Annotated in this window: 16 protein-coding genes and 2 pseudogenes; 6 read left to right on the top strand and 12 right to left on the bottom strand. The window is 62.6% G+C overall.

Annotated features, from left to right (window positions below; translation table 11 throughout):
• Positions 1-29 precede the first annotated feature (29 nt).
• Positions 30-1,285, bottom strand: a pseudogene (locus P0D89_RS16875) (sigma 54-interacting transcriptional regulator).
• 2 nt (positions 1,286-1,287) lie between these two features.
• Here P0D89_RS16875 and P0D89_RS16870 point away from each other — a divergent pair.
• Positions 1,288-1,647, top strand: a pseudogene (locus tag P0D89_RS16870) (ShlB/FhaC/HecB family hemolysin secretion/activation protein); the annotation flags it as partial.
• 253 nt (positions 1,648-1,900) lie between these two features.
• Positions 1,901-2,386 (top strand): DUF2147 domain-containing protein, encoded by a 486-nt coding sequence (locus P0D89_RS16865; protein ID WP_408361221.1) that lies wholly within the window; start codon positions 1,901-1,903, stop codon positions 2,384-2,386.
• Between the two features lie 193 nt (positions 2,387-2,579).
• Here the strand turns inward: P0D89_RS16865 and P0D89_RS16860 are convergent, their stop codons facing one another.
• The 6 genes from P0D89_RS16860 to typA form a co-directional block, all read right to left on the bottom strand.
• Entirely contained in the window at positions 2,580-3,047 is a 468-nt protein-coding gene (locus P0D89_RS16860; protein WP_408361223.1) for a transposase, read from the bottom strand.
• Positions 3,048-3,256: 209 nt separating this feature from the next.
• Positions 3,257-4,354, bottom strand: coding sequence for a cell division protein ZapE (zapE, locus tag P0D89_RS16855; RefSeq protein WP_408361225.1), 1,098 nt, complete (start codon positions 4,352-4,354; stop codon positions 3,257-3,259).
• Positions 4,355-4,444: 90 nt separating this feature from the next.
• Positions 4,445-5,875 carry a dihydrolipoyl dehydrogenase gene (lpdA, locus tag P0D89_RS16850; protein WP_408361227.1) on the bottom strand — a complete coding sequence of 477 codons (1,431 nt, stop codon included), beginning with the start codon at positions 5,873-5,875 and terminating at the stop codon, positions 4,445-4,447.
• A gap of 150 nt (positions 5,876-6,025) precedes the next feature.
• Positions 6,026-7,300, bottom strand: coding sequence for a 2-oxoglutarate dehydrogenase complex dihydrolipoyllysine-residue succinyltransferase (odhB, locus tag P0D89_RS16845; protein WP_408361229.1), 1,275 nt, complete (start codon positions 7,298-7,300; stop codon positions 6,026-6,028).
• 139 nt (positions 7,301-7,439) lie between these two features.
• The gene (locus P0D89_RS16840; protein WP_408361231.1) at positions 7,440-10,301 is read right to left on the bottom strand and encodes a 2-oxoglutarate dehydrogenase E1 component; all 2,862 of its coding nucleotides are present in this window, start codon (positions 10,299-10,301) and stop codon (positions 7,440-7,442) included.
• A 399-nt stretch (positions 10,302-10,700) separates the two neighbouring features.
• The gene (typA, locus tag P0D89_RS16835) at positions 10,701-12,527 is read right to left on the bottom strand and encodes a translational GTPase TypA (RefSeq protein ID WP_408361233.1); all 1,827 of its coding nucleotides are present in this window, start codon (positions 12,525-12,527) and stop codon (positions 10,701-10,703) included.
• Between the two features lie 344 nt (positions 12,528-12,871).
• Between typA and P0D89_RS16830 the strand changes: the two genes are divergently transcribed.
• From P0D89_RS16830 to P0D89_RS16815, 4 genes are all read left to right on the top strand, one after another.
• A complete protein-coding gene (locus tag P0D89_RS16830; RefSeq protein ID WP_408361235.1) occupies positions 12,872-13,387 on the top strand; it encodes a MarR family winged helix-turn-helix transcriptional regulator in 516 nt (171 codons plus the stop codon).
• Between the two features lie 49 nt (positions 13,388-13,436).
• Positions 13,437-14,945: an efflux transporter outer membrane subunit gene (locus tag P0D89_RS16825; protein ID WP_408361237.1), complete on the top strand. Its 1,509-nt coding sequence runs from the start codon at positions 13,437-13,439 to the stop codon at positions 14,943-14,945.
• A gap of 90 nt (positions 14,946-15,035) precedes the next feature.
• Positions 15,036-16,268, top strand: coding sequence for an EmrA/EmrK family multidrug efflux transporter periplasmic adaptor subunit (locus P0D89_RS16820; protein WP_408361239.1), 1,233 nt, complete (start codon positions 15,036-15,038; stop codon positions 16,266-16,268).
• Between the two features lie 36 nt (positions 16,269-16,304).
• Positions 16,305-17,867 carry a DHA2 family efflux MFS transporter permease subunit gene (locus P0D89_RS16815; protein ID WP_408361241.1) on the top strand — a complete coding sequence of 521 codons (1,563 nt, stop codon included), beginning with the start codon at positions 16,305-16,307 and terminating at the stop codon, positions 17,865-17,867.
• Positions 17,868-18,023: 156 nt separating this feature from the next.
• On the opposite strand, the gene truB is transcribed toward P0D89_RS16815, so the two are convergent.
• From truB to rimP, 5 genes are all read right to left on the bottom strand, one after another.
• Positions 18,024-18,959 (bottom strand): tRNA pseudouridine(55) synthase TruB, encoded by a 936-nt coding sequence (gene truB / locus P0D89_RS16810; RefSeq protein WP_408361243.1) that lies wholly within the window; start codon positions 18,957-18,959, stop codon positions 18,024-18,026.
• Positions 18,960-19,050: 91 nt separating this feature from the next.
• Positions 19,051-19,416 (bottom strand): 30S ribosome-binding factor RbfA, encoded by a 366-nt coding sequence (rbfA, locus tag P0D89_RS16805; protein ID WP_408361245.1) that lies wholly within the window; start codon positions 19,414-19,416, stop codon positions 19,051-19,053.
• Between the two features lie 213 nt (positions 19,417-19,629).
• On the bottom strand, positions 19,630-22,596 hold the full coding sequence (gene infB, locus P0D89_RS16800; protein ID WP_408361247.1) for a translation initiation factor IF-2: 2,967 nt from the start codon (positions 22,594-22,596) through the stop codon (positions 19,630-19,632).
• A 94-nt stretch (positions 22,597-22,690) separates the two neighbouring features.
• Positions 22,691-24,166 carry a transcription termination factor NusA gene (gene nusA, locus P0D89_RS16795; RefSeq protein WP_149675287.1) on the bottom strand — a complete coding sequence of 492 codons (1,476 nt, stop codon included), beginning with the start codon at positions 24,164-24,166 and terminating at the stop codon, positions 22,691-22,693.
• Entirely contained in the window at positions 24,163-24,621 is a 459-nt protein-coding gene (gene rimP / locus P0D89_RS16790) for a ribosome maturation factor RimP (protein WP_102634599.1), read from the bottom strand. The genes nusA and rimP overlap by 4 nt, the downstream gene beginning before the upstream one ends.
• Between the last annotated feature and the right edge of the window lie 130 nt (positions 24,622-24,751).

Raw genomic sequence — 24,751 nt, 5'->3', positions numbered from 1 at the left:
GTTTTTGTTTTAGTAGAAACGGCTAATTATTACTCACTTTCGCGGGTTTCGGGCTTTTCGTCAAAAATTTGGTATTTGCGCATTTTTCTCCCCCAGAACCTTGCGGCTGATGCCGGGATAAAGCGCCGTGTTCTGGCGGCGCCAGCCATTGGCATCGACCGCGACCAGCAGGCGGCTGCGCTCGGCCATGTCCCATTTGCTGCGGTACACCAGCACTTCGGCCGCGCTCTCGGCCGCCGGCATCGGCTGACTGGAGCGTGCCACCGCCAGCAGGTGCTGCAGCCGCGCCGCGTCCCGCACGCCAAGCGGGCGCACTGTCACGCCGATTCGCTTGGCCAGGTTGCGCACGTCGCCGGGAAAATAGCTATCGGCGACCGCATCGGTGAGCCAGTCCGGCAGGTCCGGCAACGCGGACAGGCGCTCGGCGCCGACCTCCAGCGCGATGAACGCCTTGAAGATCGCAATCTTGTCGACCGCGCCCAGCACTTCCAGCGACGAAATCTTCAACTCGATCACCGCGAGCCGCTAGTACAGGTCGGCGCGGACCGTGCCGTCCTCCACCAGTTGCGGCAGATGCTCGTTGGTCGCCGGCACCCGCCGGAAATCGAGCTTTGCCGGCGTGGCCGAGCCGATCCGCGTGACGGCGCTGTGTGCAAGAACGCGCAACAGCTTGACTTGCTGATACAGCGGCAGATCGCCGATTTCGTCGAGGAACAGCGTGCCGCCGTCGGCCTGCTCGACGTAGGCCTTGTGCACGACTACCGCGCCCCTGAACGAGCCTTTGGCGTGGTCGAAGAAGAGCGACTCGAACAGGGCGTCCGGAATTGCGCCGCAGTTCACCGCGACGAACGCGCCTTGCCCGTGGCGGCGATGTTTTTCGTGCAGCAGTTACGCGATGCGCTCCGTGCCGACGCCTGTTTCACCGTGCACCAGCACGCTCGTGTCGCAGTCGAAGGTGTCGGCCTCGTGCGGCAGCGCCTGCATGCATTCCGAGTTGGCGATCATCGCGTCGGACTCGTGCGTCTTCGCGCTGTGCGTGCGCATCTGCAGCACCAGCTTCATCGCCATGCCGCGCAGCTCGGCGCAGGTGTAGTCGAGCGGCAGGATGTGCGAATACTCCGACGGGTACATGGCCGGGTCGTGGTCGCGCGGCGCCCACCCACACCACCGGGATACCGTGCGCGGCCTGCCAGTCGCGGAGGATCAGCGCGCCGCTGTCGATCACCGGCGAGCTGAAGATCGCGAGCGACGACCGCTGCGCGGCGCACTCGGGCAAGATCGCGATGTCCGATGTCGGAGCGAATCTCCTCTGGTGCGCAGCGTTTCGCGTAGAGTTATCAATCGGGCGAAGCGTCAGGCGATTCGGGCTGGGGCGCGATGTTCAAAGTCAACCGCGCGTTCGGGCAGGGTTTCACGGATCTGCGCATGTTCACGCCGTAGATCTCGTTCGAGATTGCGCGCGTCTATCGGCATGTGGGTACGCTGTCGTCGTCGAAACTGTCGTCGATCGCGTTCGGCTTCCGGATCTCGGATGCGAAGTACTGCAGCCTGGATCTGTCGGTGGCGATGGCGGCCGGCGACGCACCGGTGGAAAGCGCGTCGCGCAGCCCGCGTATCAACGCGATATTCTCGTACCAGTTGAATTGATGCGGGTTGAAAGTGCCGTGCCCTGATTAGAGGGTGCACTATCAAACGACCCGCGCACTTTCGCGTATTCTGCGCTGACGATGCAACTGGCGGCACGCACGCATGCATGCCGCGCGATGCAAATCACGTGAGCCGAAGCCAGACCTGAGAGGCAATACCAGGACATCATGGCGGGCCTCGTCCGGGCACTGCCCGAGATGCCGATAACGCCGCGCGACCATGATCGCGCCGTCTTTAATCAAGGAGGAAGACAATGACGCAATTCACTCAACGCGCTCGCGCAATGGCGCTTCGCAGTGCCAAACATGCTGCTGTCGCCGGACTGCTGCTCGCGAGCGCGGTGACGGCCATGGCGCAGACCGACACGCCGGTCGGCACATGGCAAACCATCGACGACCACACCGGCCAGCCCAAAGCGCTCGTGCAGATCTCGCAGGATGGCAGCGGTCAACTGAGCGGCAAGGTCATCAAGGGTCTCGGTACGAACGATCAGCCTGATCGCCGCTGCACCGCTTGCACCGACGCACGCAAGGATCAGCCGATTCTCGGCATGATCATCGTCAGCGACATGAAGAAGGACGGCGACGGCTGGGATCACGGGCAGATTCTCGACCCGGAAAACGGCAAGCTCTACAAGTGCAAGATGCACCTGGAAGATGGTGGCAACAAGCTGGTGGTGCGTGGCTATATCGGCGTGGCGCTGCTGGGCCGCTCGCAGACCTGGATTCGTCAGCAGTAGTGCCGCGACGCATGCGAGCGCTGCCCTCTTTCGGGCCAGCGCGAATCATTTGTGGAGCGTTACTGACGCTGCCAGCAACGTGTGCGTGGGCAGCGTCACCGCCGAAGCGCGCCTGCGGTCAATATAAAAAAGAAACGGCCGTCGATCACTATCGCGCGGCCGTTTTGCATTTGAAGCCAACAGATCGACGTCGTCATGCAGCGTGCTTGAATGGCGATGCGTACGCGAACGGCGAAACCGGCAGCGGTTTACTCAATGCAGGCTTGTACGCCGGAGGTGCAACGGGCACAGCAGGTACGGCGAGCGGAGCGCTTGGCGCTGCGGCACGCTTCTGTTCAGCGCTCGCGTGCGTGCGCATGCGCATTTCCATCAAGTTGCAGAGTTCCTCGCTCGCGGTGCCGAGCAGTTGCTCCGTCACACGTTTGAGCACGCCGGATTCGTACCATGTCTTGAAGCGGCGATGACAGGTTTGATAGGACGGGTATCTGCGCGGCATTGCGGACCAGGTTGCGCCGCTATACATGACCCACAGCACGCCGTTGAGTACCGAACGGGTATTGGCAAGCGGCCGGCCACGCAGTTCGGAGCGCGGGCGCAGTTCAGGAAGCAACGGAGCGACGCGCTGCCATTCTTCGTCAGTGATATCACGGTGCGGATTCATAGCTTCTCCTTTATCTGAACCAAGACAAAAGATAGCCTGTCGTGCGCACGCGGGACATAAGACCAATCCGAATCTTGAAAACGCGCCGTTCGGCGTAATCAGTTCGGCAACCGAGCGTGATCTATTGCAAATGTATCGGCGGCAGTATCACTTTATCCCCCGGCCGGAATCAGCTCGATGTGCGGCGCGAATGCGCACCCTGAAGCCTCTCAGGTCAGCGACGTGTCGACGATCCGTCGCGGCGTGTCGAGATACTCCTTCGACTGCATCTCGACAATCCGCGATACCGTGCGCGTGAATTCATTGGCCATCGGCCCGTCCATGTACAGTTGCTCGGGCGGCACAGCGGCGGACATCAGCAGCTTGACCTTGTGATCGTAGAACACGTCGATCAGCCACGTGAAGCGGCGCGCTTCCGAAGCCATGCGCACCGACATCTGCGGCACGCTAGAGAGAACTACTGCGTGAAAACGGCTTGCCAGTTCCAGGTAATCGTTCTGCGAGCGCGGGCCGCCGCACAGCGTCGCGAAGTCGAACCAAACGACGCCGTCCGCACGGCGCAGCGCCTTCAACTCGCGCTTCTCGATATGCAGGATCGGGCTCTCGTCGGGGACCGCGGCGAGGCGCGAGAACGCGTCGCGCAACGCCTTGTCGGCCGCCGCGCCGAGCGGCGTGTGATACACCTCCACCTGAGCGAGCGTGCGCTGCCGGTAGTCGACTCCCGCGTCGACGTTGATCACGTCGAGCTTGTCCTTGATCAGCTCGATGGCCGGCAGCATGCGATCGCGATGCAGACCATCCGGATACAGCGTGTCCGGATCGTAGTTGGACGTCATCACGAACTGCACGCCGTTCTCGAACATCTTGTCGAGCAGACGGTACAGGATCATCGCATCCGCAATATCCGACACGTGGAATTCGTCGAAGCAGATCAGGCGGTAGCGCTTCGCAATGCGGCGCGCGAGTTCGTCGAGCGGATCGGCCTGGCCTTTCAGCTCTTCCAGTTCGCGATGCACTTCGCGCATGAACTCGTGAAAGTGCAACCGCGTTTTACGCTGCACCGGCACGATCATGTAGAAGCTGTCCATCAGGAAGCTCTTGCCGCGCCCTACGCCGCCCCACATGTACACGCCGCGCGGCAGGTCAGGCCGATTGATCAGCTTCTTGAACGCGTTCGAGCGGCGCGACTTGTATTCGACCCACTCTTCGTAGCACCGCTGCAGCCGGTCGACCGCCGCGCGTTGCGCGGGGTCCGATTGATAACCGCGGGTCTGCAGTTCTTTTTCGTAGTATTCGGTGACGTTCATGGTGTTGCTGCAAAAAGAAAGGCGGGAGGGAATGAACCCGCCCGCCTTGATGGTGATGCCAGAGTTGTGCTCAGTCAGGCGTGCGCGTGATTACATGTTCAGCGCGCGCTTGTCGACGGCGAGTGCCGCTTCGCGCATGACTTCCGACAGTGACGGGTGCGGATGGCAAATGCGGCCCAGGTCTTCCGACGCCGCCTTGAATTCCATCGCCACCACGGCTTCCGCGATCAGGTCCGATGCGTCTGCAGAGATGATATGCACGCCGAGCAGTTCGTCGGTCTTGGCGTCGGCGATCATCTTGACGAAACCGTCCGCCTTGTTGATGCCGAGCGCGCGGCCGTTCGCCATGAACGGGAACTGGCCCGTCTTGATCTCGCGGCCTTCGGCCTTCAGCTGCTGTTCCGTCTGGCCGACCCATGCGATTTCCGGTTCGGTGTAGATCACCCACGGAACGCAGTTGTAGTCGATATGCGGCTTCTGACCGTCGATAATTTCGGCGACCAGCACGCCTTCGTCTTCGGCCTTGTGCGCGAGCATCGGACCACGCACCACGTCACCGATCGCGTACACGTTGGGCACCGCCGTCGCGCAGTGATCGTCGACGTCGATGAAGCCGCGCTCGTTGGCCTTGAGGCCGATCGCTTCGAGACCAAGATTGTCGGTGTTCGGCACGCGGCCGATCGACACGATCAGGCGATCCGCTTCGAGCGTCTTCGCGTTGCCGTCCTTGTCCGTGTAAGCGATCGACACGCTGTTGTCGGTCGTCGTCACTTCGCCGACCTTCACGCCGACCTGAATGTCCAGACCCTGCTTCTTGAACTGCTTGGCCGCTTCTTTCGCGAGCGCCTGGTCAGCCGCGCCGAGGAATTCCGGCAGCGCTTCGAGCACGGTCACTTCCGCGCCCAGACGACGCCACACTGAACCGAGTTCCAAACCGATCACGCCGGCGCCGATCACGGCCAGCTTCTTCGGTGCGACGTCGAAGGCCAGTGCGCCTTCGTTGTCGGCGACGATCTTGTTGTCGACCGGAATGCCCGGCAGATGACGCGCCTTCGAACCCGTGGCGATGATCACGTTCTTCGCCGTCACGACTTCGGTTTCGCCTTCGCCGCTTACTTCGATCTGCACGCCGGCGTCCGTCTTGCCGGTGAACTTGCCGTGGCCCTTGAGCCACGTGATCTTGTTCTTGCGGAACAGGAATTCGATACCCTTGGTCATCTTCTCGACGATGCCGTCCTTGCGGGCCATCATCTTCGAGATATCCACCTTCACGTTGTCCACCAAGATGCCGTGGTCCGCGAGGTGATGCGATGCGTTTTCAAATTCTTCCGACGACGCGAGCAGCGCCTTCGACGGAATGCAACCGACGTTCAGACACGTGCCGCCGAGCTTCAACGCACCGGCCGGGTTCTTCCATTTTTCGATACATGCGACGGTCTTGCCGAGCTGCGCTGCACGGATGGCGGCGATATAACCGCCAGGGCCTGCGCCGATCACGACGACGTCAAATTCTTTGGACATGACAATCCTTTTGATGACGGAACGGCGCACGGCCACGTTTCGTGGCGCGCGCCGCTCCTGTACTGCGGAATGCTAAAGACGTGCTGCTTAGGTGGCGCCGGCTGGCCTGATATCAACCAGGCTAACAAGCCGGCGACGCCGGGATGGCGATTACAGGTCGAGCAGCAGGCGGGCCGGATCTTCCAGCGCGTCCTTCATCGCGACCAGCGACAGCACCGCTTCGCGGCCGTCGATGATACGGTGGTCGTACGACAGCGCCAGGTAGTTCATCGGGCGAATCACGATCTGGCCGTTTTCGACCACAGCGCGTTCCTTGGTGGCGTGCACGCCCAGGATGGCGGATTGCGGCGGGTTGATGATCGGGGTCGACAGCATCGAACCGAACACGCCTCCGTTCGAGATCGAGAACGTGCCGCCGGTCATTTCTTCGATCGACAGCTTGCCGTCCTTGGCTTTCTGGCCGAATTCGGCAATCTTCTTCTCGATTTCGGCGAGGCTCAGTTGATCTGCGTTGCGCAGGATCGGTACCACCAGACCACGCGGCGAACCGACAGCGATACCGATGTCGAAGTAGCCGTGATAGACGATGTCGTTACCATCGATCGACGCGTTCACCAGCGGGAACTTCTTCAGCGCGTGAACTGCAGCCTTCACGAAGAACGACATGAAGCCGAGCTTCACGCCATGTTCCTTCTCGAACTTGTCCTTGTACTTGTTGCGCAGGTCCATCACCGGCGCCATGTTCACTTCGTTGAACGTGGTCAGGATGGCGTTGGTTTGCTGCGACTCGAGCAGACGCTCGGCGATACGCGCGCGCAGACGCGACATCGGCACGCGTTGTTCCGGGCGGTCCTTCAGCCACTGGTCGACCGAAGCAGGCGCCTTGACGTCCGGCAGCGACGGCTTCGCAGCCTTCGGTGCGGCAGCCGGTGCCGGGGCGGCCTTGGCAGCCGGGGCGCCAGCGGTCAGCACGTCGCCCTTGGTGATGCGGCCGTCGCGGCCCGTGCCGGCGACGTCGCCCGACGACAGGCCCTTCTCCGCCATCAGCTTGCCGGCAGCCGGCGAAGCAGCGGTGTTCGCGCCCGTGGCAGCAGCGGCCTGAGCGGCCGGAGCGGCTGCCGGAGCAGGAGTAGCAGCCGGTGCCGGCTTCACTTCGGCTTCAACGGCGGCGGCGCTTGCGGTGCCTTCGGTGTCGATCTTCGCGATCACCTGGTCGGCAACGACGGTGTCGCCGTCGTTCGCGATGACCTGAACCAGCACGCCGGCCGAGGGTGCCGGCACTTCGAGAACGACCTTGTCGGTCTCGACTTCGATGAGAATTTCGTCGACAGCAACGGCCTCGCCGGGCTTCTTCTTCCACTGCAGCATCGTGGCTTCCGAGACCGACTCGGACAGCTGGGGAACCTTGACTTCAACAATAGCCATTATGAATATCCTGAATACGTATCGGGTGACGGCGCGGTGAACGACGACCGCCTGCGAACCATGACCGCGGCTGAACCTTCACTGGCTCACCGAACGCGGCACGGGAAAGCGCGTTGCGCCTTCCCGGTTCGTCTGTTCTTTATTTAGCGATCGACGCGCTCTTGAGGCGGCCGAAAGCGCCTTCGACCAGCGCCTTCTGCTGCTCGTAGTGCTTCGCGTAGTAGCCGACTGCCGGCGAGGCCGAAGCCGGACGGCCGCTGTATGCCAGCTTCTGTCCTTCCTTCATGCCTTCCTTCAGGTGGTGCTCGATGTAGAACCACGGGCCCTGATTCTGCGGCTCGTCCTGCACCCAGACCACTTCGGTCGCGTTGTCGTACTTCTTCATTTCCGCTTCGAACTGCTTGTGCGCGAACGGATAGAGCTGTTCGATACGGATGATCGCGACGTCGTTCGCCTTGGCTTCGCGGCGATGCGCAACCAGGTCGTAGTACACGCGGCCCGAGCAGGCCACCACGCGCTTCACCTTCTTCGCGTCGATCGCTTCGTCCACTTCGCCGATGATCGGCTGGAACGCGCCCTTCGCGAGTTCCGACAGATCCGACACGGCTTCCTTGTGACGCAGCAGGGACTTCGGCGTAGCAACGATCAGCGGCTTGCGGAACAGGCGGATCATCTGACGGCGCAGCAGGTGGAAAATCTGCGCCGGCGTGGTCGGCTGAACGACCTGCATGTTGTGGTCTGCGCACAGTTGCAGGAAACGCTCGATACGCGCCGACGAGTGCTCCGGACCCTGGCCTTCGTAGCCGTGCGGCAGCAGCATCGTCAGACCCGAGACGCGGCCCCACTTCACTTCGCCCGACGAGATGAACTGGTCGATCACGACTTGCGCGCCGTTCACGAAGTCGCCGAACTGCGCTTCCCATGCGACGAACGTATTCGGTTCAGCGGTCGAGTAACCGTATTCGAAGCCCAGCACCGCTTCTTCCGACAGCACCGAGTCGATCACCGTGAACTTCGCCTGACCTTCGGCGATGTTCTGCAGCGGCACGTAGGTGCCGTCGTTCCAGCGCTCACGGTTCTGATCGTGCAGCACCGCGTGGCGGTGCGTGAACGTGCCGCGGCCCGAGTCCTGACCGGTCAGGCGCACGGCATAGCCGGACGCGACCAGCGACGCGAATGCCAGGTGTTCGCCCATGCCCCAGTCGAGCTTCGCTTCGCCACGGCCCATCGCGCGACGGTCGTTGATGACGCGCTCGACCAGCGGGTGAACCTTGAAGTTTTCCGGGATCGTGGTGATGCGCTCAGCAAGGCGCTTCAGTTCCGCGAGCGGCACGGCCGTGTCTGCTGCGTCGGTCCACTTGCGGTTCAGGAACGGCACCCAGTCCACCGCGTACTTGCTCTTGTAGTTCGAGAGCACCGGATCGACCGTGTGATGGCCTTCGTCCATTGCCTTGCGGTAGGCCTTGACGTATTCGTCCGCGTCGTCGGCCTTGATCACGCCCTGTTGCACCAGCTTTTCAGCGTACAGCGCGCGCGTGCCGGGGTGCTTCGCAATCGTCTTGTACATCAGCGGCTGCGTGACAGCCGGCGTGTCCTGCTCGTTGTGGCCCAGCTTGCGGAAGCAGACGATGTCGACGACGACGTCCTTGTGGAACTGCATCCGGAAGTCGATTGCCATCTGCGTAGCCAGAACGACCGCTTCGGGATCGTCACCGTTCACGTGCAGCACCGGCGCTTCGATCATCTTGACGACGTCCGAGCAGTACAACGTGGAGCGCGAGTCGCGCGGGTCCGACGTCGTGAAGCCGATCTGGTTGTTGATGACGATGTGCAGCGTGCCGTGCGTGCCGTAACCGCGCGTTTGCGCGAGGTTTAGCGTTTCCATCACGACGCCCTGGCCTGCGAAGGCCGCGTCGCCGTGGATCTGCACCGGCAGCACTTGCAGGCCGCTATCGTCGCCGCGACGGTCCATACGGGCCTTCGCCGAACCTTCGACCACCGGGTTGACGATTTCGAGGTGCGACGGGTTGAACGCGAGCGACAGGTGAACCGGGCCGCCATCGGTCGAGACGTCCGACGAGAAACCCTTGTGGTACTTCACGTCGCCGGCCGGCAGATCGTCGACGTGCTTGCCTTCGAATTCGGCGAACAGGTCGGCCGGCATCTTGCCGAGCGTATTGACCAGCACGTTCAGACGGCCACGGTGAGCCATTGCGATGACGATTTCCTGAACGCCGCGTGCGCCGCCATGACGCACGACTTCGTCCATCGACGCGATGAAGCTTTCGCCGCCTTCGAGCGAGAAGCGCTTCTGACCGACGTACTTGGTGTGCAGGAAGCGCTCGAGGCCTTCAGCGGCCGTCAGCCGGTTCAGAATGTGCTTCTTCTTGTCGTTGCTGAAGTTCGGCGTCGAACGGATTGATTCGAGCCGCTCCTTCCACCAGCGCTTCTGTTCCGGATCGCTGATGTACATGTACTCGGCGCCGATCTGGCCGCAGTACGTGTCGCGCAATGCCTTGACGATCTCGCGCAGCGTGGCCCGTTCGAATCCGAAATACAGATTCGTTGCGCTGAACTCCTGGTCCATGTCGGCTTCGGTGAAGTCGTAGAACGCGGGTTCGAGTTCGGGAATAGCGGGACGTTCGCGGCGCTTCAGAGGATCGAGATTGGCCCATTGCGAGCCGAGGAAACGATATGCGCCGATGAGGGACTGGACATAAACCTGCTTGCGGGCAGTAGCGAGATCTTCGCCGCCGGCAGCCGTGCGCGGGATGAAGGCGTTTGCCTTGGCCCGTTGAGCAAACGATTCGACGATCGGGCCATGGGCCACGTCGTTGGCATTGCTGCCATCCGATGCAGGAACGTTCTGCAATGCGTCGAAATAGCTGCGCCAGTTCTCGGGCACTGACGCCGGATTATCGAGATACGCTTCGTACATTTCTTCTACGTACGGAGCATTGCCGCCGAACAGGTAAGAGTTCGACTGGAATTGCTTCATCATTTTTACGCTCACCTTTCTTCGAGTTTCTCGAGAAATAGCGGGTTACAGAACCTTCCGCGACACGGCCTGACCGTTTAGCGGATTGCGCGAATCAAGTCTTGCTTGGAAGGACCTAAAACTTTGCACCCGGGGAGCATAGCACAGAACGGATACTGCAGATAGCAGGCGAAATGGCGCTCGAGCCCGTTGCGACGGGCTTTCGCCGCTCTTTTCAGGACGCGCAACACACTTCTGTGAAAAACGCGAACGGACGAATGATGAACCACCGGGCACGGCCACCGCGTGCAGCGTTCCCAAAGCCCAGAAACAGCAAAAGCCACCCGAAGGTGGCTTCTGCTTGGCTTCTGTTTGCAGCGTGCTACGGCAGCTCGCCGCGAACTACGTCAGGCCGCTGCCTGCTTAGTCCACCGCGCCCTTGCGGCTTGCGCTACGGCGCTCGTGTTCCTTCAGGTAACGCTTGCGCAGACGGATCGACTGCGGCGTAACTTCGACCAGCTCGTCGTCGTCGATGAACTCGACCGCGTATTCCAGCGACATCTGGATCGGGGGCACGAGACGCACGGCTTCGTCGGTACCCGACGAACGCACGTTGGTCAGCTGCTTGCCCTTGATCGGGTTCACGACCAGGTCGTTGTCGCGGCTGTGGATGCCGATGATCATGCCTTCGTACAGCGGCTCACCCGGCGACACGAACATGCGGCCGCGATCCTGCAGCTTCCACAATGCGTATGCAACCGCTGCGCCATCGTCCTGCGAAATCAGCACGCCATTGCGGCGCTCGCCGACCGCGCCTTCCTTGACCGGCTGGTACGAGTCGAACGTGTGGCTCATCAGGCCCGTGCCGCGCGTGAGCGTCAGGAACTCCGACTGGAAGCCGATCAGGCCACGCGCCGAGATACGGTACTCGAGACGCGTGCGGCCACGGCCGTCCGATGCCATGTCGAGCATTTCGCCCTTGCGGCGGCCCAGCTCTTCCATCACGCCGCCTTGATGGCCGTCTTCCATGTCGACGGTCAGGTTTTCGTACGGCTCGTGCTTCACGCCATCGACTTCCGTCATCACCACGCGCGGACGCGATACGGCCAACTCATAACCTTCGCGGCGCATGTTTTCCACGAGAATGGTCAGGTGCAGTTCGCCGCGGCCCGCCACTTCGAACGTGGTTTCGTCGCCGGTTTCCTTCACACGCAGCGCGACGTTGTGGTTCAGTTCCTTCATCAGGCGGTCACGAATCTGACGGCTCGTGACGAACTTGCCTTCGCGGCCAGCCAGCGGCGACGAATTGACGAGGAAGTTCATCGTCAGCGTGGGTTCGTCGACGGTGATCATCGGCAGCGCGTCCGGTTGCTCCGGTGCGCAGATGGTCACGCCGATACCGATTTCCTCGATACCATTGATCAGCACGATGTCGCCGGCTTCAGCCGAGTCGACCTGTACGCGCTCGAGACCCTTGAACGACAGCACCTGGTTGATCTTGCGATTCAGGATCGCGCCGTCCGGGCCCGAACGCACGGCGACAGCCATGCCCGGCTTGATACGGCCACGCGTGATGCGGCCCACGCCGATACGGCCGACGTACGACGAGTAGTCCAGCGAGGTGATCTGCAGCTGCAGCGGCGCATCCGGATCGGCCGGGCGAACCGGCACGTGCTGAAGCACGGCTTCGAACAGCGGGCGCATGTCGCCTTCGCGCACGTCCGAGGTCAGGCCGGCGTAGCCGTTCAGGCCCGACGCATAGACGATCGGGAAGTCGAGCTGTTCGTCGGTTGCGCCCAGCTTGTCGAACAGGTCGAACGTCTGGTTGATCACCCAGTCGATTCGCGCGCCCGGACGGTCCACCTTGTTGATCACGACGATCGGCTTCAAGCCGAGCGCCAGCGCCTTCTTGGTCACGAAGCGCGTTTGCGGCATCGGCCCTTCGACGGCGTCGACCAGCAGCAGCACCGAGTCGACCATCGACAGCACGCGCTCCACTTCGCCGCCAAAGTCGGCGTGGCCCGGGGTGTCGACGATGTTGATGTGGGTGCCTTCGTACTCGACCGCGCAATTCTTCGAAAGGATCGTGATGCCGCGTTCCTTTTCGATGTCGTTCGAGTCCATCACGCGCTCGGCGATCTGCTGGTTGTCACGGAACGTGGCGGTCTGGCGGAGGAGCTGGTCGACGAGCGTAGTCTTGCCGTGGTCGACGTGGGCAATGATGGCGATGTTGCGTAGGGCGCGAGTCATAGGAAACCTGGAGACAGTTGGAGTGCGCCGCTTGCTTACCGCTTGCTTATGCCGGTTACGTTACTGGTACCAACCACGACAAGCCCAAAGCGCACTTTTGGGAACCCAACATTGTAGCATGCCGGGATGAAGCTTTCTGGGTATTCCCTGATAGACCGTACGCCGCTCCTGTCGCCACGCGCCTGTTTGCAGCCCGAATCCGCCCGCGTAGCCTACGCAAGATCGCACCCTATTATCTGTCGATAAGCAGAAAGATCCTTGCCTGAGCTGTAATAACGCTTGCCGCGTCAATCAACCGCACCCTATAATCATGCCTAGTCAACCATTGCATTCGCACGAGAATCATGTCGGAGCCGTCCCCTACCCCAACGTCGGATCCCCGCGAGTATCAGTTAGGTGAAAGCGTCGGCTACCTGATCTCGCGAGTGAAATCGACCCTCTCAAATCTCGTCACGCAGCGGAGCATGGCCGAACTGGGCATCACCAGTCAGCAGGGCAGCATCCTGTTCATGGTGGCGAGCGGAAAGTGCCTGCTAGCCGCCGAACTGGCACGTGAATACGGGATCGATGCGAGCGCGGTCACGCGGTTGATCGACCGACTCGAGAAGCGCGGCCTGCTGACCCGGGTGCGCAGCAATGAAGACCGGCGCGTCGTGCGCCTCGCGCTGACTCCGGAAGGCGAGGCGGTCGCAGCCAGGATGCCGGCGATTTTCAACGGCGTGCTGGACAGCCTGCTGGGCGGCTTCACCCCCGAGGAAGTGGGCTTCCTGAAGAGCATGCTGCGCCGCGTACTCGTCAATGCCGGCGAACAAACGGGGCTAACCCGTGATGCAGCAAGCAATCTCGACAGCAAATCGTAAGAAATTGCTTGCTGGGTCCATCATTACATTCCACTCAAAGAGTCGAGCGATGAAATCCCTTTCCCTGTCCGCGCCCGTGCTTCCGAGCCGGGCCGCTGTCGCCGCCGCGGTGACGGCGCTCGCCCTCGCGGGGTGCGCGAACTACTTCGGCGTGAAGAGCGACAAGCAGATATCGTCGCCGACGCAGTACGAATCCGCGCAGAGTCTGCCCGGCGAAGGCGGTCAATGGCCGTCGCTCGACTGGGCCAACGAGTTCGGCGATCCGCAACTGCCCAAGCTGATCGCCGAAGCGCTCGACGGCAGCCCGTCGATCGCGCAGGCGCAGGCGCGGCTCGCGAAGGCGTCATCGTATATCGAGACTTCGCGCGCGGCGTTGTTCCCAAAAGTCAACGCCAGCTATTCGTGGACTCGCGAGATATTCTCCGAGAACTCGATCTACCCGCCTCCGTTTGGCGGCACCTGGTATAACGAGAACAACGTACTCGCGAGCGCGTCGTGGGATCTCGACCTGTGGGGCAAGAACCGCCAGCGCCTCGGCCAGGCCGTGTCGCAGGAAAGAGCTGCGCAAGCCGACATGCAGCAGGCGCGCGTGACGCTCGCCGCGTCCGTGGCAAGCACCTACAACCAGCTCGCGCAGCTGTATGCGTTCCGTGAAATCGCCGAGCACGAAATCGCCAACCGCCAGGACGTCGGCCGCATCACCGACGGCCGCGTGACGGCCGGCCTCGACACCAACGTCGAGCGGCAAACCGCGGCCGGCAACATCGCGACCAGCCAGTCGAACCTGACCGACCTCGACGGCCAGATCACCGTCGTGCGCTACCAGTTGGGCGCGCTGCTCGGCAAGGGCCCGGATCGTGGCCTGGAAATCGCCAAGCCGACGCTGACCGGCGGCGAACCGGTGGCGCTGCCGAACAATATTCCGGCCGACCTCGTCGCACGGCGCGCGGATATCGTCGCTGCGCGCTGGCAGGTCGAAGCTGCGATGCACGACGTGAAGGAAGCGAAAGCGGAGTTCTTCCCGGACGTCAACCTCGCAGCCGGCTTCGGTTTCGACGCATTCGGCTGGGGCCGCTTCCTCACCGCGTCAAGCCGTCAGATCCAGTTCGGCCCGGCGATCCACCTGCCGATTTTCGACGCCGGCGCGCTGCGCTCGCAGTTGAAGGGCCGCTATGCCGACTTCGACCTGGACGTGGCGAACTACAACCAGACGCTGATCAGCGCTCTCCAGGACGTCTCGACGCAAGTTGCGTCGATCCGTTCGATCGACCGGCAAGAGGGCGACGCACAACGCGCGCTCGACGCGTCGAGCAAGGCATATCAGCTGGCGGTGATCCGCTATAAGGCCGGCCTGTCGCCGCAGTTGCAGGTGCTAACCGCCGACGATAACCGCCTCGCCGCCGAACAGACGGTGACGAGCTTGAAGATGCGCCGCCGCAATATGCAGATCGGCCTCATCAAGGCGCTGGGCGGCGGTTTCGATGCAACGCAGACCGGCCTCGTGGTGCCGACCGACGCCCCGGCGTCGGCCCCCGCCGCAACCGCCGCTGCGAACTGACCCGTGCGCAGCGCTGCCCGCCCGACCACCCGCGCCAACGCATCCAAATCCGAATAAACGACGACGTTCAAGAGAATCCGGAGCACATCAATGAGCACCCCCCAGCAGCCCGCGGCTAACCCACAGCCGTCGCAACCGGCGAACAACGGCAAACGCAAGCGCATGATGACGCTACTCGTCATCGTGATCCTGATCGCGGCCGTCGCCTACGGCCTGTACTACTTCCTCGTCGCGCGCTTCCATGAAGACACCGACGACGCCTACGTGAGCGGCAACGTCGTGCAGATCACGCCGCAAGTCACAGGCACCGTGATCGCGGTGAACGCGGACGACACGCAAGTCGTCAAGGCGGGCGATCCGCTCGTCGTGCTCGATCCGGCCGACGCCCGCGTCGCGCTGGAACAGGCCGAGGCGAATCTCGCGCAAACGGTGCGCCAGGTGCGCGGCCTGTTCGCCGACGACAACCAGTACCAGGCGCAAGTCGAACTGCGTCAGTCCGATTTGTCGCGCGCGCAGGACGACCTGAAGCGCCGCCTGACGGTCGCGCAAACCGGCGCGGTGTCGCAGGAAGAAATCTCGCACGCTCGCGACGCAGTGAAGAGCGCGCAAGCCGCCGTCGACGCCGCCAAGCAGCAACTCGCGTCGAACCGCGCGCTGACCGCCAACACCACGATCGCGAACCATCCGAACGTGCAGGCCGCCGCCGCGAAGGTCCGCGACGCGTACCTGAACCACGCGCGTAATGTCCTGCCGGCGCCCGTGACCGGCTACGTCGCCAAGCGCTCGGTGCAGGTCGGCCAGCGCGTGTCGCCGGGCACCCCGCTGATGGCGATCGTGCCGCTTCACGACGTGTGGGTCGACGCCAATTTCAAGGAAGTGCAACTCAAACATATGCGCATCGGCCAGCCGGTGGAACTGACGGCCGACGTGTACGGTTCGTCGGTGCCGTATCACGGCAAGGTGGTCGGCTTCTCGGCAGGTACGGGTTCGGCGTTCTCGCTGCTGCCCGCTCAGAACGCCACCGGCAACTGGATCAAGGTGGTGCAGCGTCTGCCGGTGCGTATTGCGCTCGATCCGCAGGAGCTTGACAAGCACCCGCTGCGCATCGGCTTGTCGATGCAAGCCGACGTGAACATCAAGGACGAAAACGGCGGCCAGCTCGGCCAGGCGCCGAACACCGCCTACCAGACCAACGTCTTCGATAAATACGGCGATGAAGCCGACGCGGAAATCGCTCGCATCATCGCGGAAAACGCCGGCCCGAACGGCGGCTCGCAGAAGTCGGTGCAGACCGGCGCGACGAAGTCCGGCGCGAAAAGCTGATACAGGCCGAACGACGATTCATAGAAGGCTTCCTTAATGGCTCAGGTTCAGGCGCAAGTCCCTCATCCGCCGCTCGAGGGTGCGCAACTGGTGATCGGCACCATCGCGGTGTCGCTCGCCGTGTTCATGAACGTGCTCGACACGTCGATCGCGAACGTGTCGATCCCGTCGATTTCCGGCGACCTCGGCGTGTCGGCCGACCAGGGCACATGGGTGATCACCTCGTTCGCGGTCGCGAACGCAATCTCCGTGCCGCTGACCGGCTGGCTCACCGACCGCATCGGCCAGGTGCGCCTGTTCATGGCGTCGATCGTGCTGTTCGTGATCTCGTCATGGATGTGCGGCCTCGCGCCGACGCTGCCGTTCCTGCTGGCTTCACGCGTGTTGCAAGGCGCGGTGGCCGGCCCGATGATTCCGCTGTCGCAAACGCTGCTGCTCGCCAGCTATCCCCGCGCGAAGGCGCCGATGGCGTTATCGATGTGGGCGATGACCACGCTGATCGCACCGGTGGCCGGTCCGATTCTCGGCGGCTGGATCTCGGACAACATCTCGTGGCCGTGGATTTTCTACGTCAACATCCCGGTCGGCGCGATCGCCGCCGTGGCGACGTGGATGATCTTCCGCAATCGCGATTCGATGATCAGAAAAGCGCCGATCGACGGCGTCGGCCTTGGCCTGCTGATCGTCTGGGTCGGCTCGTTGCAGGTGATGCTCGACAAGGGCAAGGACCTCGACTGGTTCTCGTCGACGACCGTCGTCGTCCTGGCGCTGGTCTCGGTGATCGCGCTTGCGTTCTTCATCGTGTGGGAATTGACGGCCGAGCATCCGGTGGTGGACCTGTCGCTGTTTAGCCGACGCAATTTCACGGGCGGCACCATCGCGCTGTCGATAGGCTACGGGCTCTACTTCGGCAATCTCGTGTTGCTGCCGTTGTGGCTGCAAACCGATATCGGCTACACAGCGACCGAAGCCGGTCTGGTGATGGCGCCCGTCGGCCTGTTCGCCGTCCTGCTGTCGCCGATCACAGGCAAGATTTTGCCGCGCACCGACCCACGCTATATCGCGACGCTGTCGTTCCTCGTGTTCGCGTTGTGTTTCTGGATGCGCTCGCGTTATACGACCGGGGTCGACACCTATTCGCTGCTGATGCCCACCTTGATCCAGGGGATCGGCATGGCCGGGTTTTTCATCCCGCTCGTATCGATCACGCTGTCGGGGTTGCCGGGCAACCGGATTCCGGCGGCGTCGGGCTTGTCGAATTTCGTGCGGATCATGTGCGGCGGTATCGGCACCTCGGTCTTCCAGACCGCGTGGGATCACCGCACGATCATGCATCACGCGCAACTGGCCGAGCAGGCCAATGCGTACAACCCTGTGTTCGATCAATCGATTCGCCAGATGGGCGCGGCGGGGTTCAGTCAGCCGCAGGCCTATGGTCTGTTCAACACGATGGCCACGCAGCAGGCCGCGCAGTTGGGCGTGAACGATCTGTTCTTTGTGTCCGCGGGGATTTTCGTCGCGCTGATCGCGCTGATCTGGATCACACGGCCGGAACGCGCCGGTGGCGATGCGGGTGCGGCGGCTGCGGCCGCGCATTGAGGCACCGCTTCAGTCCGACGAACCGTGCGATATGAAAAAAGGCGGGACCGTTCGATAGCGGTCCCGCCTTTTTTCGTCCGAGTGTCGAGGCTGAGGGCGCGTTGGCGAATGCGTGGCCGCCCTCGCGCCTTGGCCTGAGATATTGAGGCGAGCGATCTAGCTCGCCGTCGTCACCACCAGGCGCTCGGGCGCGAGCACGCCCTCGCCTTGCTTCGCGACACCCAGCAGGCGGCCTTGCCCGGCATACACCCTGACACGCGGCGCATTCACGGCGTCGCCGGGAATGTCCAGTTCGGAGAGCTTCAGACGCTGGCCATGCAGAAAGCGACGCGTCTGTTCTTCGTTCAACCGCACGAGCGGGAACGTCGACAGCAACGCGTCCACCGGTTGCAGCCACGCATCGCGTTCGCTCTCGTTTGCGTCGGACAACGCGTCGAGCGTCACCGAATTCGCGAGCGTCAACGCGCCGACGCCGGTGCGCCGCAGCGCGACCAGATGCGCGCCGCACCCCAGCGCTTCGCCGATATCCTCGGCCAGCGTGCGCACATACGTGCCCTTGCTGCACGTCACGCGAAACGTCACGTCCGGCAGCGCGCAGGCGAGCAATTCAAGCTCGTGAATCGTCACTTGACGCCCTTCCCGCTCGACCGTCTGGCCCGCGCGTGCGTATTCGTACAATGGCTTGCCGTCGCGCTTGAGCGCCGAATACATCGGCGGAACCTGAACGATATCGCCAAGGAACTGCGGCAACACGGCCTGCACCGCCGTCTCGTCGCACCTTACGTCGCGCGTGTCGAGCGCTTCGCCTTCGGCGTCGCCGGTGGTCGTGCGAATGCCGAGGCGCATGGTGGCCTCGTAGGTCTTGTCGGCTTCGAGCAGGTCTTGCGAAAACTTCGTGGCTTCGCCGAAACACAGCGGCAGCAGGCCGGTCGCCAGCGGATCGAGGGTGCCGGTGTGGCCCGCCTTCTTTGCCAGATAGAGACGCTTCGCGCGAATCAGCGCGTCGTTGCTCGACAGTCCGAGCGGCTTGTCGAGTAGCAGCACGCCGTCGAGCGCGCGACGCGGCACGCGGGGGCGTTGAGGTGCGGTCATGTCAGAAAGGCGAGAGACGTCAAGGAATACGGGAAACAGCACGGGACGCAGCGCAACGCGGCATTGCGGCAAGCGCCACAGCTCACGGCGCTCAATCTTCTTTCGCGCGATTGGCGTTCGCCTCGTCGATCAGACGCGACATTTCAACAGCCCGTTCGATCGTTTTGTCGTAGTGGAAATGTAGCGTCGGCACCGTATGGATATGCAGCCGCTTGAACAACTGATTGTGCAGATGGCCCGCTGCATGCATGAGCGCGTCGAGCGTTTGCTGCGGATCGCCGGTCAGCGTCGTGAAATAGACTTTCGCGTGAGCGTAGTCCGGCGTCAACTCGACGCTCTGAATCGTGACGATGCCGATGCGCGGGTCTTTGACCTCGCGCAGCAACTCGGACAGATCGCGCTGGATCTGATCGGCGATCTGCACGTTGCGATTGGGAGAAGAACGTTTCTTAGGCATGGTGTTGTGTGATCCGCTCTGACGGATGCAAAAAATGGTTCGCGCGAGCCATGGCTCGTCATGCGGGCGGCCGGCAAGCAGCGCGGTTTGGCAGAAGCTGACCGCGGGCTTGTTCGCGGGCGCCCAACCCGTGGGTGCGAACCGGTTGGCCCAAAAACAACGGGCGGAGCGGGCGTTGAAGCCCGCTCCGCCCGTTGAGCCGTGCCGCGTGAATTACAGCGAACGCGCGACTTCGGTGACCTCGAAGACCTCGAACTGATCGCCTTCGACGATATCGTTGAAGTTCTTGATCGACATACCGCATTCGAAGCCCTGACGGACTTCCTTCACGTCGTCCTTGAAGCGCTTGAGCGAATCGAGCTCGCCCGTGAAGATGACGACGTTGTTGCGCAGCACGCGCACCGACGACGAGCGCTTGACGAAACCGTCCGTGACCATACAGCCTGCCACCGCGCCGATCTTCGGCACCTTGAAGACCTGACGCACTTCGACCGTACCCGTCACGACTTCGCGCTTCTCCGGCGCCAGCATGCCCGACATCGCCGCCTTCACGTCATCCACTGCGTCGTAGATGATGTTGTAGTAGCGGATATCGACGCCGTTGGCTTCCGCCAGCTTGCGAGCCTGCGCATCCGCGCGGGTGTTGAAGCCGATGATGACCGCCTTCGAAGCCGTTGCCAGGTTGACGTCGGATTCGCTGATGCCGCCCACGGCGCCGTGCACGATCTGCACGCGCACTTCGTCGGTCGACAGCTTGAGCAGCGACTGCACCAAAGCTTCCTGCGAACCTTGCACGTCGGCCTTGACGATGAGCGGCATGTACTGCACTTCGCCTTCGCCCATCTGTTCCAGCATGTTCTCGAGCTTCGCGGCCTGTTGCTTGGCCAGCTTGACGTCGCGGAACTTGCCTTGACGGAACAGCGCGACTTCACGCGCCTTGCGGTCGTCCGGCATGACGATGACTTCTTCGCCTGCTTGCGGGACTTCCGACAGACCCTGGATTTCGACCGGGATCGACGGACCGGCGGACTTGGTCGGCTTGCCGGTCTCGTCGAGCATGGCTCTCACACGACCGTAAGCGCTACCTGCCAGCACCACGTCGCCGCGGTTCAGCGTGCCCGACTGGACCAGGATCGTTGCAACTGGACCCTTACCCTTGTCGAGCTTGGCTTCGATGACGAGACCCTTGGCCGGTGCGTCGACCGGAGCCTTCAGTTCCAGCACTTCGGCTTGCAGCAACACGTTTTCGAGCAGATCGTCGATGCCCGCGCCGGTCTTGGCCGACACCGACACGAACGGCGAATCGCCACCGTACTCTTCCGGCACGACGCCTTCCGCGACGAGTTCCTGCTTCACGCGCTCCGGATTCGCATCCGGCTTGTCGATCTTGTTGATCGCGACGACCAGCGGCACGCCGCCTGCCTTCGCATGCGCAATCGCTTCCTTCGTCTGCGGCATCACGCCGTCGTCGGCGGCGACCACCAGAATCACGATGTCAGTTGCCTTCGCACCGCGGGCACGCATGGCCGTAAAGGCTTCGTGACCCGGCGTGTCGAGGAACGTGATCACGCCACGCGGCGTTTCGACGTGGTAAGCGCCGATGTGCTGCGTAATGCCGCCCGCTTCGCCCGCTGCGACCTTCGCCCGGCGGATGTAGTCGAGCAGCGAAGTCTTGCCGTGGTCGACGTGACCCATGACCGTGACGACCGGCGGACGCGGCAGTGCTTCCGCATCGGACGCTTCGCCTTCGACCAGCATCGCTTCCGGATCGTCCAGCTTGGCCGCAACCGCGTGGTGGCCCAGTTCCTCGACGATGATCATCGCCGTTTCCTGGTCCAGCATCTGGTTGATCGTGACCATCTGGCCGAGCTTCATCATCGACTTGATGACTTCCGAAGCCTTCACCGCCATCTTGTGCGCCAGATCGGCGACGGTAATGGTTTCCGGCACGTGCACTTCACGCACGATCGGTTCGGTCGGCGCCTGGAACGTGGTGCTTTGATCCTGATGCTTGCCGCGGCCCTTCGGGCCACCGCGCCAGCCACGATCGACCCCGCCGCTCGTATCGCCGCGCGTCTTGATGCCGCGGCGCTTCGCTGCGTCATCCTGCCAGCCGCCCTTGCCGCCGCCCGGCTTCTTCTTGTCGCCGACGGACGGCGTGGTGGTGGCAGCCGGAGCTGCAGCAGCCGGCTTGCGGGCTGCCGCCGGACGCGCCGCTGCTTCACCAGCCGGACGTGCCGGCTTGTGCAGCGTGCCCTTGGCTTCCGCAGCCTTGGCCGGCTCGGCGGGCTTCGGTGCCGGTTCCGGCGCCTTCACCTGCGCCTTGCGCGGCGTACTCATCATTTCGCGAATGGCGCGCGCTTCGGCTTCCGCCGCAGCACGGCGCTTGGCGATTTCTTCCTGCTCGGCACGCGCTTTCTCGGCAGCCTGACGCGCTGCGTCTTCTGCCTTCTTCGCGGCTTCGCGTTGCGCAGCACGTTCAGCCGCTGCGCGTTCGTCGTCCTGCTCGCTTTCCTTGGCGACCACTGGCTCCGCCGCCTTGGCAGGCGCCGGCTCGGCCTTCGCGGCCACCGCCTGCGCAGCTTGCACCGTCTGCTGGGCATTCTCGCGGGCTGCCGCTTCGGCCGCAGCCGCAGCGCGCTTTTTCGCCGCTTCTTCTTCAGCGCGACGACGCTCGGCTTCAGCAGCCTGCTCGCGCGCCTGACGCTCGGCTTCTTCGCGTTCCAGTTGTTCCTGGCGCGCTTTCAGCTCCTGAGCCTGCTTCTCGAGCAGTTCGGCTTCGTGGCGTGCTTCCTCTTCACGGCGCTGCAACTCCAGGTCGTCGACCTCGGCGCCTTCAGCCGCATGATTCGATGCATCCCCGCCTTCAGCGGAGGTTTCGTCGCGGCGGACGAAAGTACGCTTCTTGCGCACCTCGACCTGAATGGTGCGAGCTTTGCCCGTCGCATCGGACTGCTTGATTTCCGATGTATGCCGGCGCGTCAGCGTGATCTTGCGCTTGTCGGCATCGTTCGAGCCATGCGACTTGCGCAAGTGGTCGAGCAGACGCGCCTTGTCCGCCTCGGACAGGTTGTCGTCTTCGCTCGCTTTCTGGACGCCCGCCGCCTGCAGCTGCTCGAGCAGCACGCCTGCAGGCATTTTCAGTTCCGCGGCAAATTGGGCTACGTTGTTACTCGCCATTCATTCCTCTTAATGCAAGGACCGATTCCTTGCGGTTAGCATCGGGTCATGCGGCCTGACGGCCGCGTTCAATTTAGTGCGCCATGGTCATTTCTCACTGGAACCAGTGTTCACGTGCTTTCATGATCAACGCCTTAGCGGCATCCTCTTCCATTCCGGTCATCTCGACCAGTTCATCCACGGCCAGCTCGGCGAGTTCGTCGCGCGTCTGGACCTGGTGTTCGGCCAGCTTCGCGAGCAGGTCGGCGTCCATGCCGTCCAGGCTCTTCAGGTCGAGCGCCACATTTTCGACCTTTTCTTCATTCGCGATTGCCAACGTCAACAGCGCGTCGCGCGAGCGATTACGCAGTTCGTGAACGGTGTCTTCGTCGAATGCTTCGATTTCGAGCATTTCGTTGAGCGGCACATAAGCGATCTCTTCGAGGCTCGTGAAGCCTTCGTCGATCAGGATGTCGGCGACTTCTTCGTCGACATCGAGACGCGCCATGAACAGGTCACGCAGTACACCGCGCTCCTGATTCTGCTTTTGCGCAGATTCGTCCGGCGTCATGATGTTGATCTGCCAGCCGGTGAGTTCGCTGGCAAGACGCACGTTCTGGCCGCTGCGGCCGATCGCGACCGCCAGTTCGTTTTCGTCTACGACGACGTCCATCGAGTGCTTTTCTTCATCGACGACGATCGACTGGACGGCTGCCGGCGCGAGCGCGCCGATCACGAACTGTGCGGGATCCTCCGACCATAGCACGATGTCGACGTTTTCGCCACCGAGCTCGTTACGCACCGCCTGCACGCGCGAACCGCGAATGCCGACGCAGGTGCCGATCGGATCAATGCGCTTGTCGTACGCGACCACGCCGATCTTCGCGCGCACGCCCGGATCGCGGGCGGCCGCCTTGATTTCGAGCAGACCCTGTTCGATTTCCGGCACTTCCATCTCGAACAGTTTCATCAGGAATTCGGGCGCCGTGCGCGACAGCTCGATCTGCGGACCGCGCGCGGTGCGATCGACCTTCGCGATGTAGGCGCGCACGCGATCGCCCACGCGCAGGTTTTCCTTCGGAATCAGCTGGTCGCGGCGCAGCAGCGCTTCGACACGGCCGGTTTCGACGATGAAGTTGCCCTTGTCGAGACGCTTCACCGAGCCGGTCATGATGTGCTCGCCGCGCTCGAGGAAGTCGTTCAGGATCTGCTCGCGCTCGGCGTCGCGCACCTTCTGCAGGATCACCTGCTTGGCGGCCTGCGCGCCGATACGGCCGAATTCGATCGACGGCACCGGTTCTTCGATGAACTCGTCGAGCTGGATTTCGGGCTTCTGCTCGCGGGCTTCGAACAGCAGGATTTCCTGATCCGGCTCCTGCAAACCGGCTTCGTCCGGCACCACTTTCCAGCGGCGAAACGTTTCGTGCTCGCCGCTTTCACGGTCGATATGGACGCGGATGTCCGCATCTTCTTCGAAGAGTTTCTTGGAGGCCGAAGCGAGAGCCGCTTCGAGCGCGGCAAATACCACGTCTTTGTCGACATTCTTCTCGCGTGCCAGCGCATCCACCAGCATCAACACTTCGCGACTCATTGTTTGCGGCTCCTAAAGTCAACTTTCGGAACGAGGCGTGCTTTGTCCATGTCCGCGAGCGTGAAATCGAGCATCGCGGCGCCTTCCTTCCCTTCAAATTCCAGACCGATCGTTTCGCCTTGCGGAGCATGCAGGATGCCCCGGTACGATTTCCGTCCGTCCAATGGCTTTTTCAATGTGATTACCACTTCGCTGCCTGCGAAGCGTTCGAAATCCGCCAGTTTTTTCAGCGGGCGGTCGAGACCCGGCGACGACACTTCAAGCCGCTCGTATTCGATATTTTCGACCGTCAGAACGTGCTGGAGCTGACGCGTGACTTTCTCGCAGTCTTCGATCGCGATGCCGGCCGGCTGGTCGATATAGATACACAACATGCCGCGCCCGGTGCGCTCGAGATCGACGAGCTCGTAGCCGAGTCCCACGACCGTGGTTTCAATCAGTTCCGTCAGTTGCACAGTGCCCTCTTAGATGTTCGCGCAGCGAGCCTGCCGCCTGTTTTGCAAACAACCAATGCGGGCCGCGCGCCAAGCCGGCGCACGTTAGTGCGAACCCGAGATGCCGAACCACGATGAACTGAGCGGCAAA

Origin of the sequence: Paraburkholderia sp. RL18-085-BIA-A (genome assembly GCF_046027075.1) — a bacterium.
Taxonomy (GTDB): domain Bacteria; phylum Pseudomonadota; class Gammaproteobacteria; order Burkholderiales; family Burkholderiaceae; genus Paraburkholderia.
The sequence above is the reverse complement of the archived record's forward strand: the minus strand, read 5'-3'. Positions and strand labels throughout refer to the sequence as shown.